Below are 13,408 nucleotides of genomic sequence, written 5' to 3' on the forward strand. Positions count from 1 at the left end.
ATTGCGTCGAATTCAAATGTTAGCTATCAAGACTGTATTTAAAAATTAATTTTAGCAAAACGCATTTAACCTTTGTATATTTAAAAAATTGTCTTAATTATTTCTTAGGAGGTTAAAAAAACTAAAAAAGAGTTTTTTGTAAAATTTTACCTACATAGGTAGGCATATTTCTTAAGGATTTGTTGCTTACTTTGTTTATTGATGCTTAAAATTTCTATAATGATGAAGAAATAAAATATATAACTTAATAAATAGTTTTCAAACAGAATGGCATCACATGTAAAACTCACAAAACAATAGTTTCTCCCACATTACGCGTGCTTTGGCCTACAAAAAGAAAAAGTAAAATTAAATTAAGCATATTTTATAATTATTTTAGTATTTTGGAATTTTGTCATAGAATTACTGTAACAATAATCCCTTTATGTGGTTTAAAGAATCTATATTAATAATACTAATTTATTCCATCCAAGTATAAATCAAAAGTTACTTTTATTGTGATAGTGCCATTATTTCAAGAAAGATATTTATAGAGATTATATGTGATATACCCTTAACAATCGTGAGCTATTGTAGTTTCTAAGGATTGTTTTAGAAAGACCGATTATTTATAATAATCATGATTTAAACGGTCGAAGCAAGCTAAAAGGATATTAATTTCAGTATGCTAGTAATGGATGTAATGTTGATAATAAGCAGTTAGTAAAGAGGGTTAATTTATTATATTTATTATATATTAATGTTGGGATTGTTATCAGTGTATAATTTTTCTGTATTTTAAATAACTGGTATCCATTTTACCAGTTTACAAATGGATTTAAGTTGTGCATTTCTGATCATTGGAAAGGTTAACTTATCTCCAGTTCATTTCAGAACTGGGATCAATAAATGTATATCATTTTTATGGGAAAATTCTCTACACAGCAATGTTAAACGATGTCGTGGATGGTTTCATTAAATTCAGATTGAAGTGTAGATTACTGTTTTGTTTAGGTTATACGTAGAACAGCTGTTTATTTTATTATATTATAGATTTCAAAGATTCAATACTGTTCGTCTAGGCTTACCTTTTCTGTTAGAGCGATGTTAAAATACTAGTTATCAAAATAATCATGTTTTCATTAATCCCTAGATATCTTACCAATTAGTGATTTAGAAGGAATGAAAAAGATCAATACCTGAATATTTATGACGGCCTTTCTTAAGAGAAATATTTACAGGTTACCTTTTTTAAAGGGTAGAGTTTGGCGGATTTAGAGTGATTTCTACTCCTAGAAGGAGGCATCAACTATTATAACATTCAGTCCTGGGGCAAGATAAGTATAGAGATGGAAGTGAATGAAATGTCCTTTGAATTGAATCCTAGAATATTTTTCAGTGATAAACTGTGTTGACATTACAAGAGGTGATTTTTATAATGATATTTAGCTGTTTTATTATGGAAAATCCTGAAATTAATTTCAGTAACTTATTAAGTATTTCAGCAACGTATAAGTTACGTTACCCCCTTGTATTTGAATTTATTTTACGTTGCCCCCTTTTATTTAAATTTGTTTATGATTAAATTTTAGAAAGACTTAGTTTTAATTGATCAAAAAATCATCTTATCTTTAAGAGTGGCCAATTTTATTTGGAATAATAAAATGATAGGAGCTTTGAGGATGTTCTCAAGATATTAAATACGTGTAGAATTTATGCTTAAAAAGCCTAACCGATATAGAGGAGGTTTTTTATCCTTACAGAAATATCAACAGTATTACGCGAAACATAATTACCCTCTAATTCAGAATATCTATTGCTAAAATTAACTTACCATCAAATATCTATCTCTGAGTTTTTTTGAGATTAAAGTTTGTGATTTTTAGCAGAGACACTTTTCTTTGCTAGAAATAATATTTTTATAAACCTTTTAAGGTTTTAATATAAGCTTTTTTATCAGGTAAGGTATTATATTTTCCATTGAACTTCCCACAAATGAAATGAACTTCCCACAAATGAAAGCGGCCATCATCATATCCATGATCAAATGTTTCACTTTATGGGAGTGAGTCGTTTACTTTACTTACTAATTATTGATCATAAGAGTTATTTCCCGAAAGGGACGGATCTATCTTCAATCTTTCTCAGAGTCCGAAATGCAAACTCATATGTAAAAAAAAGATTGGTATTAGTGGTGTAGTTTTTATGTATTTGTTTACTTCAGATTATTTTAAACATTGTGATATTCGTTGCAAGATAAATTAGGATCACTAAAAAATTTAGTTGGCTTTTTAGGCGGAAAGTGGTCCTCTTTTATTGTATGTTAAGTGGTGTGTGGGTGGCTGCGTCGTGTCATGGTAGAGAAAAATATTTTTTTAAATGATCACTTTTGGTGGTTTATTTTAATGAATTATTTTGTAAAGTATTTACATAAATCATTAATAAAACACTCCGGGCATTTAGGATGACGTGCGGTACATATATAACGACCATGTAAAACAAGCCAATGATGAGCATCAACGAGATATTTTTTAGGAACTATCTTCATTAATTTATTTTCAACAGCTAAGGGTGTCTTTCCAGGAGCTAAACTGGTACGATTAGCTACACGAAAAGTATGAGTATCAACCGCAATAACAAAATAACCAAAACAGGTATTTAAAATAACGTTTGCTATTTTACGACCAACACCCGGTAGCTCTTCAAGTCCTTTTCGTGTTTTGGGTATTTGGGAATGGTATTTTTCTACCAATATTTTGCAAGTTTTGATAATATTTTTAGCTTTGTTATTATATAAGCCAATGGATTTAATATACTTCTTTAAACCTTCTTCCCCAAGATTTAAGATTTTTAAAGGTGTATTCGCTACTTTAAATAGATTTTTAGTGCTTTTATTAACACTTAGATCGGTAGATTGAACGGACAATATTACTGAAATTAATAATTCAAATTCCGAGTGATAAATTAATTCTGAAGTAGGTTTCGCATTCCAAGCTTTAAAACGGCGAAACATTTCTTCGCATTCATTTTTATTCATGGTATTTTCTTTTTTGCTTTAACACGAGCCACTGCACTCTGAATAACCATTTGACGAGCTGCTAATGTTTCTTTAGATCTATTGGCTAATTTAGTTTTCTGATATTTGTGTTCTTCTTCAATTTTATCTCGTGCAAGCCTTTTTTGACGTTTTTTATAACGTGAACGCCATTTGTGCGCATGTTGTTTTTGTTCTTCAACAGTAATAGGGGGAAGTGTTTTTATGTCAATACAATCTATAGGGCAAACTGGGAGGCATCGCTCACACCCACTGCATGCATCGGTAATTATTGTGTGCATAAGCTTTGCAGCACCGATAATTGCATCGGTGGGGCAAACTTGGATACATTTAGTGCAGCCAATACATTCCTCTTCACGAATACAGGCTATCACTGGCATCTTGGCTTTTGTCTTCATTTTATCTTTATAGGGAGTAGGGTCTTGACCTAAGCAAGTGGCTATATTGATCAGTGTGTTGACCCCACCGGGTAAACAATGATCTATCGTAGTTTCATTATGCACAATTGCTGTGGCGTAAGGACGGCATCCTTTATAGTTGCACAAACCGCATTGTGTTTGAGGTAATAAGTCATCTAATTTATTAATTAATTCTTCTTTTGTGGTCATTAGTTAATTAGGTAGTGGCATCAGGAGTTATTCTTTGCATTAAGGGTGTAAATGGATTGATAGAACGGTTAAGTAACGGTTTTTTAAAATTCATGAAATTTAATTCCTCACAATTAAGGAATATTTCTACCTTTTTGGCAGTGTTTGGTAAAATAGGTTTTAAATAAGTTGTGAGTACTTTAAATAAATTTAATCCTTGTGTACAGATGGCTTGAACGTGATTTTCTTGCCCTACTTGTTTTGCTAATGCCCATGGTTTTTCTCCATCGATATATTGGTTAGCCCGGTTAGCGAGTGTCATAATTGTACGCATAGCTTTGTTGTAATTTAAAGTTTCATAATATTCTGTAATAGTTTTTTCGGCTTCTATAAAAGATTCATAAAGCGAAGATTCTGGTAGTTGATTAGCTAATTTACCTTCATAATTTTTAGTGATGAATCCTGCACATCGGCTTGCTAGGTTAACATATTTACCAATTAAATCCGCATTGACACGTTGGCTAAAATCCTCTAGATTTAAATCAATATCTTCTACTTGGGGTCCTAGCTTAGCAGCAAAATAATATCGTAAGTATTCGGGGTTCAATTTTTTTAAATATTCACGAGCAGTTATGAATGTCATTCGAGATTTAGACATTTTCTGGCCGTTAATAGTGAGATAACCGTGGACATGAATTCCTGTAGGCAAGCGAAAACCTGCACCGGCGAGCATAGCTGGCCAAAAAAGGGCGTGAAAATAAACGATATCTTTTCCTATAAAATGATAAAGTTCAGCTGAACTTTCTTTTTTCCAATAAAAATCAAAATTAATTTCAGGACGTTTCTTAGTAAGGTTTTTTAAACTAGCCATGTAGCCAATGGGTGCATCTAACCATACATAAAAATATTTATCGGTTGATCCGGGAATTTCAAAACCAAAATAAGGAGCATCACGAGAAATATCCCAAGGTTTAAGGTCATTTGTAAACCATTCTTTTAATTTATTCGCCACTTGAGGTTGTAAATGACCCCCACTTCCATTTATCCATTTTTTTAAAAAATTACTATAGCGATTTAAAGCAAAAAAGAAATGTTCCGAGGACTTTTGTATGGGTTTGGTGCCTGATAAAGCAGAAACAGGATCAATTAATTCTGTAGGGGTGTAAGTAGCACCACACGATTCACAAACATCGCCGTATTGATCAGGTGAGCTACAACGCGGACAGGTTCCACGAATAAAACGATCAGGGAGAAATATATTTCGTACTGAGTCATAAGTTTGTGAAATAGTTTCCCTGAAAATGTCGCCATTATTTTTTAATTGCTGATATATGAATTCTGATAATTTACGATTTTCAGGAGAATGAGTTGTATAAAAATTATCAAAATTTATTAAAAAATCTGAAAAATCTTTGGCGTGTTTTTTATGCATATTAGCTACTAGAACTTCGGGAGGAATGTCCTGTTTTTGCGCAGTAAGCATAATAGCGGTCCCATGAGTATCTTCTCCACAAATATAAAGACAGGAGTTACCTATGAGGCGCTGGAAGCATACCCAAATATCTGCTTGAATATACTCTACCATATGTCCTAGATGGATAGGACCATTAGCATAGGGAAGAGCGGCGGTAACTAAAATGTGTCGTTTTTTTGTATTCATAGATAAAGACACTATACTAATTTTATCAAAGATTTTCATCTGAAAGTTATTAGTTAGAAATAGTGTGCTCTATTTAGTTAGAAATAGAGTGCTCTATATCTATCTTAGTATTTTGGCTTTAGAGAAGGGTTAGGTGAGGTAGAACATCATCTATGGTAATATTCTTTTCCATGAAAAAAAGTATTCGTGAAAAATTAAAAAAACGTTCTATTGTAGCGCATGCAGTGCAAGTGGGACAAAAAGGAATCCCTGGGATTAAAAATATCATTGCCATTGGTTCGGGAAAAGGAGGCGTTGGAAAGTCAACTACCGCTGCCAATCTTGCTTTAGCGCTTTCTCAAGCAGGGGCTGAAGTGGGTTTGTTAGATGCTGATATTTACGGACCTAATCAACCTATTATACTTGGGGTCAATACTAAGCCCCAAATGAGTTCTGACAAAAAATTTATTCCTATTCGTCGGCATAATATTCAGTCGATCTCAGTAGGCTATTTAATTGATGCGCAAACCCCAATGATATGGCGTGGACCGATAGTGAGCCAAGCCTTACAGCAATTAGTCTATGAGACGTTTTGGGAAGATCTTGATTTTCTTATTCTGGATTTACCTCCTGGTACTGGTGATATTCCTTTAACTTTAGCCAAAAAAGTTCCGCTAGCAGGATCAGTTATTGTTACCACACCTCAAGAAGTAGCTTTATCTGATGCAGGTAAGGCCCTCTCAATGTTTAAAAAACTTGGTATTACAGTTTTAGGTGTCATTGAAAATATGGCCACTTATCAATGCCCTCATTGTAGTCATGAAGAAGCAATTTTTGGTGTAGGGGGTGGGAAAAAAATGGCTGATAAAAACGATATTCCTTTATTAGGACAAATACCTCTCAATATCGTTATTCGTAAAAATTCAGACGGAGGAATGCCTATCATGATTTCAGATCCAGAGAGCTTTTTAGCAAAAAATTATCAGAATATTGCATTTACCTTAGTGGAACAATTGGCATTACAGCCCATTAATTATTCGGTAAAATTACCTAATGTCTTCGTGGAGGAAACGAAATAATGCCAATTAAGTCAGATAAATGGATTCGCCGCATGGTAGAAACGTATGGAATGATTTATCCCTTTGAACCGAATCAAGTCAGACAAACACCATTGGGAAATATTATGTCTTATGGGACTTCGAGTTACGGTTATGATGTTCGTTGCGCCGACGAATTTAAAATTTTTACTAATATTCATGCTTCCATTGTGGATCCAAAAAATTTTGACCGAAATGGCTTTGTGGATTTGAAAACAGATGTTTGTATTATACCCGCTAACTCTTTTGCTTTAGCTCGTACAGTAGAATATTTTAAAATTCCACGAAATGTTTTAACGATTTGCTTAGGAAAATCTACGTACGCACGATGTGGAATTATCGTTAATGTCACTCCCTTAGAACCGGAATGGGAAGGGCATGTTACTTTGGAGTTTTCTAATACTACGAATTTATGTGTTAAGATCTATGCTCATGAAGGAGTAGCGCAAATGTTATTTTTAGAGTCTGATGAAGTCTGTGAAGTTTCTTATAAAGATCGAGAAGGGAAATATCAGGGTCAGCGAGGAGTAACTCTCCCAAGAACTTAAAATTTAGCTATGTTGAATTTTAAAATAATGATCTAATAAAAAGCATCTTATGCAATATTTTAATTTTTTGATGTTGTCAGGATGATATTTATTGTATTAATCTTTTTTGCTTTAAATACCTCCTTCAGTGTGGACTTGCTGTCTACCAGGTGAGGAAGTGAATTGTCACTTGTTAATAATATCTTAATTTCGAGTTAGAATCACTTTTAGTAAAATTATTTCCTGTTTTTAGTAAAAAACAGGTGGGTCGTTGTATGACACGATATATTTTTATTATCGGTGGAGTAGTTTCTTCCTTAGGAAAGGGTATTACTTCTGCATCTCTAGGTGCTATTCTTGAAGCTCAAGGCCTCAAGGTGACTTTTATTAAACTCGATCCTTATATCAATGTCGATCCTGGAACCATAAGTCCATTCCAGCATGGTGAAGTATTTGTAACAGAAGATGGAGCAGAAACTGATTTAGACTTAGGACATTATGAACGATTTGTTAATGCGACCATGACGCGAAAAAATAATTTTACGACCGGTCGAGTTTATGCCGATGTCATTCAAAAAGAAAGGCGAGGTGATTATTTAGGTGGAACGATTCAAGTGATCCCTCATATTACCGATGAAATTAAAAAAAAAATTCGTGAAGGGGCTGACGAAGTGGATGTTGCTTTGGTGGAAATTGGGGGAACTGTTGGTGATATCGAATCGTTACCCTTCTTAGAAGCTATTCGTCAAATGCGTATTGAATTAGGAGAAGAACAGACCTTATTTATTCATTTAACCTTAGTACCCTATCTTGCTGTTGTAGGAGAAATTAAAACTAAACCTACTCAGCATTCAGTGAAAGAGTTGCGTTCCATTGGAATTCAACCTGATATTTTAGTCTGTCGTTCTGAACGATTTTTACTTGAAGCAGAGCGAGCAAAAATTGCTTTGTTTAGTAATTTAGCTGTCCAGGATGTGATTTCTTTATCGGATGTAGAATCTATTTATGAAATTCCTTTAATTTTATGTAAGCAAGGATTAGGAGATCGGATTTGTGAAAAATTAAAAATTAAACTTATCCCCGCTGATTTACATGATTGGAAAAATGTAATAGTGGCGCAAAAAAATCCCCTTCATGCAGTCACTATTGCAATGGTGGGGAAATATGTTGATTTTTCAGATTCTTATAAATCATTAAGTGAAGCGCTAATTCATGCCGGTATTCATTCCAAAACGCGGGTTAATATTGAATATATTGACTCTGAAGCGATTGAATCACATGGAGTTGATTTATTAAGAAATTTAGATGCTATTTTAGTACCGGGTGGATTTGGTTCGAGAGGCATTGAGGGAAAGATTTTAACGGCATGTTATGCGAGAGAAAATAATATCCCTTATTTAGGAATTTGTTTAGGAATGCAAGTAGCAGTAATTGAATTTGCTCGTCATAAGGCGGGAATGAAAAATGCCAACAGCACGGAATTTGATTACGAGACCCCTTATCCGGTTGTAGCACTAGTCAGTGAGTGGTTAGGGAACAATGGAATCATTGAAAAACGTAAATATAAAGGAGATTTAGGTGGAACAATGCGATTAGGTGGGCAAGTTTGCCAACTAAAATCTCAAACTTTAGCCCGACAACTTTATAGCAAAGATATTATTACGGAACGGCATCGGCATCGCTATGAAATTAATAATGATTGGATTAGCGAGTTAGAAAAAAGAGGATTGGTTATATCGGGACGTTCGATTGATAATCGTCTTGTAGAAATGATTGAGCTGTCTGATCACCCATGGTTTATAGGTTGTCAATTCCATCCGGAGTTTACTTCTACTCCACGTGTAGGTCATCCACTTTTTATTGGTTTTATTAATGCTGCATTGACAAAACAGAAAAGAAAAGAGTTGGTATCTAGAGCCTCTATAGATAACAGATAAAACGGGAATAAAATAAATTTTTTGTGAATCGAAAAATAAGGATTTCTGAACGTTTTTATGAAGAGAGAAATTATCTCTAACTATAAGCCTAAAGTTTAGCTAGCATTACTCTGATGAGTACAGGAGGGGTTAGTTGTTATTTCTTGCTAACTGCTTTAAAGTATGGTTATGAAAATTGCTGATTTTGAAGTAGGTTTAGATAAACCTTTATTTTTAATTGCGGGGCCTTGTGTAATTGAAAGCGAGCAGCTTGTCTTAAACGTGGCAGGTGAACTTAAGTCAATGACTCAGAAACTTAGGATACCTTTTATTTTTAAGACTTCCTTTGATAAAGCGAATCGTTCATCTCATTTGAGTTATCGTGGTCCTGGTATTGAAAAAGGATTAAGCATATTAGAAAAAGTTAAAAAAACCATTAATGTTCCAATTTTAACAGATGTTCATGAAGATACACCATTGCATGAAGTAGCCGCTATCGTGGATGTATTACAAACTCCTGCTTTTTTATGCCGACAAAGTAATTTTATTCGCAATGTTGCAGCCTGTGGTAAACCTGTTAATATTAAAAAAGGGCAATTTCTAGCGCCTTGGGATATGAAACAGGTGGTGGCTAAAGCATGGACGACAGGAAATAAAAACCTTATGGTTTGTGAGCGGGGTTACTCTTTTGGTTATAATAATTTAATTTCTGATATGCGGGCTTTAGTTATCATGCGTGAAACTAATTGTCCGGTAGTGTTTGATGCCACGCATTCCGTGCAGTTACCTGGGGTGGAAAGAGCAAGCTCCGGAGGGCAACGTGAATTTATTCCTGTTTTAGTGCGTTCAGCAGTTGCCGCTGGAATTTCTGGAATTTTTATGGAAACTCATCCGAATCCTGATCAGGCATTAAGTGATGGAGCTAATTCGTGGCCCTTAGCGAAAATGCAGCCTTTGTTAGAAATGTTAAAAGCTATTGATGAAGTTATTAAAAAATCAGAATTTATAGAAAATACTCTCTCTAGTTCGCATACTGAAAAGATTTTAGATTTAGAAAACATTTAGATCAATTAAAGATGAAAAATATAAATATATCTCATTAAAGATTTAATGCTATAGTAATCACTATGACAACTATCATTACTGATATTAATGCTCGTGAAATTTTAGACTCACGAGGTAATCCTACAATTGGGGTGGAAGTTAAGTTATCTTCACATGCACGAGGTTTTGCTGCTGTACCTTCCGGTGCTTCGATCAGTAAGCATGAAGCTATCGAATTGCGTGATAACGATCCTAAACGTTATGGAGGGAAAGGTGTTTTACAAGCAGTAGAAAATGTAAATAGCTCTATTAGAAATGCTTTGTTAGGTCAAGATGTAGGCTCCCAAGAAGATATCGATCGTATCATGATTGAATTAGATGGAAGTAAAAATAAAGCTAATTTAGGTGCTAACGCGATTCTCGGTGTTTCATTAGCAGTAGCTTACGCTGCCGCTAATGATGCTAATTTACCGTTGTACTGCTATTTAGGGGGCGATGGTCCGTTTAGTATGCCTGTTCCTATGATGAATATCATAAATGGTGGGGTTCACGCAAATAATAATTTAAATTTTCAGGAATTTATGATTGTTCCTCTAGGGGCTCCCACTTTTGCCGAGGCTTTACGTTATGGGTCTGAAGTTTTTCATGCCTTAAAACGCCTCTTGGTATCACGGGGATTGATGACAGCAGTAGGTGATGAGGGCGGTTTTGCGGCAGATTTACCGCATACCGAGGCAACATTTGAATTAATTTTAGAAGCTATTGAAGATGCTCAATATATTCCGGGAAAAGATATTTATTTAGCTCTCGATGTAGCGAGCTCTAAATTCTATCAAGAAGGTTACTATCTTTTTGAAAAAAATAAAATTAGCGGTGAAGTTCTAATCAATCAATATATAGAATGGATTAAAAAATATCCTCTTATTTCAATTGAGGATGGACTTTCAGAAAATGATTGGAGGGGTTGGAAATTATTAACTAAACGCCTTGGGAAAAAAATACAATTGGTAGGGGATGATATTTTTGTCACAAACCCAAAAATTCTTGAAGAAGGTATTGAACATGACGTAGGAAATGCCATTTTAATTAAACTTAATCAAATTGGGACTTTAACAGAAACTTTAGCTACGGTTGGCTTAGCTAAAAGTGCTGATTATGGGGTTATTATTTCTCATCGTTCTGGGGAAACGGAAGATACTACAATTGCTGACTTAGCAGTAGCAACTACTGCAGGACAAATAAAAACAGGTTCTTTATGTCGATCCGAACGAGTAGCAAAATATAATCGTCTTTTACAAATTGAGCGTGAACTTGGTGGACAAGCACCATATATCGGTAGAGAAGCATTTCCTTTTTAAGAGAAAGGAAAATTAACAATGCGATCGGTTGTTTTAATTCTCGTGACTTTCTTCTTTTTATTACAATACAAATTATGGTTTTCAGCAGGTGGTATTTTATCGGCCTATCATCTTCATGAGAATCTTAATTGTCAAATGGCCGTGAACAAAAAACTAGCAGAGCGTAATGCAATATTAATGGCTGATATTTTTGATTTAAAACATGGTAATGAAGCTATAGAAGAACATGCTCGAAATGATTTAGGAATGATTAAAAAAGGTGAAGTATTTTATCAAATTACTAATCTTTCTCAGTAGTTTTAGAAATTTCCTATGGCATGCCTAGCTTACTCGTTAAAAAATGGAGTATTCGTAGTTTACGAACATACTTAGTTATTCTTAGTTTTTCATTTAATCTTGATGAGTGTAATAAATCTTTTTATGGCTAAATTAGATACAAAATATTAAGCTTTCTTATGAAAAATATCTCAGATAAACAATTACACTTATTGCTTTCAAACGATGATGGTGTTTATGCTAAAGGACTATCGATTTTAGCTAAAACATTAAAAGAGCTTGGTTATGTAGATGTTGTAGCGCCAGACCGCAATCGCAGTGGTGCAAGTAATTCTTTGACTTTACATGCTCCCTTACATATAAAAAATTTAGAAAATGGAATGATCAGTGTAGAAGGGACACCTACCGATTGTGTTCATTTAGCAATTACGGGAGTACTTCCGGTAATGCCAGATATAGTGGTGGCTGGTATTAATGATGGGGCTAATTTAGGTGATGACGTTTGGTATTCTGGTACCGTTGCTGCTGCAATGGAAGGTCGGTTTTTGGGTTTTCCCGCAATGGCTGTTTCATTAACGGGTGAACAATTTCGTTATCATGAAACGGCAGCTAAGGTCGCTCGCCAATTAATTAAACATATTCTAAAAGATCCCTTTCCTTCTAGTATGATATTAAATATCAACGTACCAGATTTACCCTACCATAAATTAAAAGGTTTTGAAATGACTCGGTTAGGGACTCGACATCGATCTGAACCGATCATTCGACAATTTGATCCTCGTGGACATCCTATCTATTGGGTAGGGGCGGCAGGAGCTGAACAAGATGCGGGACCGGGAACTGATTTTTTTGCTATTAATAATCAATATGTTTCAATTACCCCCTTACGGGTAGACCTTACTTATTATGAAGCTTTTGAGCAATTGACTAATTGGGTGAAACAGCTTGAAAAATAAGCAAATTAAATTAGGGTTAATGCTTGTATTCTTGTTATTAATAGCAGGTTGTATGAAAAGTACGAACTTAGCTCCGGTCATAAATGGTTGGTTGCAGTTTAATGCTAAATCAAGTGTTTATCGAGTTAAATCTGGTGATACCATTTATTCAATTGCATGGGCATTTGGTTTAGATTACCGAGCGTTAGCTGCCATAAATAATTTAAATCCTCTCTATTCGATTTGGCCAGGTGAAATTTTACAGATGACAATTATTGCTCGTGGTCAAAAAAATACTAATCCACCAACAAGATTCCTTGTGCAGCCCTCGTTTTCGAGAACATTATTAAAATACTGGACACCCCATATCGTACGTCCTTTTTCCCGTTGGCATTGGCCTGCAGAAGGCCGAATTATCCAACATTATTCTGTACAAATGATTGGAGGAAATCAAGGTATTGATATTGCGGGGCGATATGGCGAGCCTGTTCGTGCAGCTGCTGACGGGATTGTCGTTTATAGTGGTTCAGGAGTACGAGGTTATGGTAATCTTATAATTCTAAAACACAACGAGAGTTATCTCAGTGCTTATGCATTTAATAAACGGATCCTCGTTAAGGAGGGGACTAAGGTTCATCTTGGGCAGAAAATCGCTCAAATGGGGCATACTGACGCAGGACGTGTTATACTTCATTTTGAGATTCGTCGTGATGGGAAACCAGTAAATCCGCTCCGATACTTATCATAACTAATAGTATCCAATTTTATTTCACATATGAGTAATGATATGCTTTAGAATTTCGGTTTAAAGAGATGAGGATAAAAAATAAAACCACAATAAAAAATAATCAGTGCGCAATGCGAAAAAAGTTATACAAGATTAAAGTTTTGTTTTTCGAAAAAATAAAATAAAAAACTTTTAAAAAAGAAAATCTTTTGTAATACAAGTTAGAGAAAAAATACAAGAATATCATTAGATCTAAAATTTAGATTCT

11 protein-coding genes are annotated in these 13,408 nt (G+C 34.4%); 8 read left to right on the forward strand and 3 right to left on the reverse strand.

Features of this window, described 5'->3' with window-relative positions:
* Positions 1 to 2,389: 2,389 nt before the first annotated feature.
* Genes nth through metG form a run of 3 tightly spaced genes read right to left on the reverse strand, consistent with a single transcriptional unit; the run spans position 2,390 to position 5,281 of the window.
* Positions 2,390 to 3,016 (reverse strand): endonuclease III, encoded by a 627-nt coding sequence (nth, locus tag CLERM_RS02270; protein WP_102156979.1) that lies wholly within the window; start codon positions 3,014 to 3,016, stop codon positions 2,390 to 2,392.
* Positions 3,013 to 3,642, reverse strand: coding sequence for an RnfABCDGE type electron transport complex subunit B (locus tag CLERM_RS02275; RefSeq protein WP_102156980.1), 630 nt, complete (start codon positions 3,640 to 3,642; stop codon positions 3,013 to 3,015). Before CLERM_RS02275 ends, nth begins: the two co-directional genes overlap by 4 nt.
* A gap of 7 nt (positions 3,643 to 3,649) precedes the next feature.
* On the reverse strand, positions 3,650 to 5,281 hold the full coding sequence (gene metG, locus CLERM_RS02280) for a methionine--tRNA ligase (RefSeq protein ID WP_102156989.1): 1,632 nt from the start codon (positions 5,279 to 5,281) through the stop codon (positions 3,650 to 3,652).
* Between the two features lie 152 nt (positions 5,282 to 5,433).
* Between metG and CLERM_RS02285 the strand changes: the two genes are divergently transcribed.
* The 8 genes from CLERM_RS02285 to CLERM_RS02320 all read left to right on the forward strand — a co-directional run bounded on the left by CLERM_RS02285 (position 5,434) and on the right by CLERM_RS02320 (position 13,161).
* On the forward strand, positions 5,434 to 6,339 hold the full coding sequence (locus tag CLERM_RS02285; protein ID WP_102156981.1) for an Mrp/NBP35 family ATP-binding protein: 906 nt from the start codon (positions 5,434 to 5,436) through the stop codon (positions 6,337 to 6,339).
* Complete coding sequence (gene dcd / locus CLERM_RS02290; protein ID WP_102156982.1) at positions 6,339 to 6,905, forward strand: dCTP deaminase; 567 nt, start codon at positions 6,339 to 6,341, stop codon at positions 6,903 to 6,905. The genes CLERM_RS02285 and dcd overlap by 1 nt, the downstream gene beginning before the upstream one ends.
* A gap of 254 nt (positions 6,906 to 7,159) precedes the next feature.
* On the forward strand, positions 7,160 to 8,821 hold the full coding sequence (locus tag CLERM_RS02295; protein WP_102156983.1) for a CTP synthase: 1,662 nt from the start codon (positions 7,160 to 7,162) through the stop codon (positions 8,819 to 8,821).
* 162 nt (positions 8,822 to 8,983) lie between these two features.
* Positions 8,984 to 9,865 carry a 3-deoxy-8-phosphooctulonate synthase gene (gene kdsA, locus CLERM_RS02300; RefSeq protein WP_102156984.1) on the forward strand — a complete coding sequence of 294 codons (882 nt, stop codon included), beginning with the start codon at positions 8,984 to 8,986 and terminating at the stop codon, positions 9,863 to 9,865.
* Between the two features lie 62 nt (positions 9,866 to 9,927).
* Complete coding sequence (gene eno, locus CLERM_RS02305) at positions 9,928 to 11,202, forward strand: phosphopyruvate hydratase (RefSeq protein WP_102156985.1); 1,275 nt, start codon at positions 9,928 to 9,930, stop codon at positions 11,200 to 11,202.
* 18 nt (positions 11,203 to 11,220) lie between these two features.
* On the forward strand, positions 11,221 to 11,499 hold the full coding sequence (ftsB, locus tag CLERM_RS02310) for a cell division protein FtsB (RefSeq protein WP_102156986.1): 279 nt from the start codon (positions 11,221 to 11,223) through the stop codon (positions 11,497 to 11,499).
* 158 nt (positions 11,500 to 11,657) lie between these two features.
* Positions 11,658 to 12,434, forward strand: coding sequence for a 5'/3'-nucleotidase SurE (gene surE, locus CLERM_RS02315; protein ID WP_102156987.1), 777 nt, complete (start codon positions 11,658 to 11,660; stop codon positions 12,432 to 12,434).
* A gap of 19 nt (positions 12,435 to 12,453) precedes the next feature.
* Positions 12,454 to 13,161, forward strand: a complete 708-nt coding sequence (locus tag CLERM_RS02320) for a peptidoglycan DD-metalloendopeptidase family protein (RefSeq protein WP_408936540.1) — start codon at positions 12,454 to 12,456, stop codon at positions 13,159 to 13,161.
* Positions 13,162 to 13,408 lie beyond the last annotated feature (247 nt).

Source organism: Coxiella-like endosymbiont, from assembly GCF_002871095.1.
Classification (GTDB): Bacteria; Pseudomonadota; Gammaproteobacteria; order Coxiellales; family Coxiellaceae; genus Coxiella.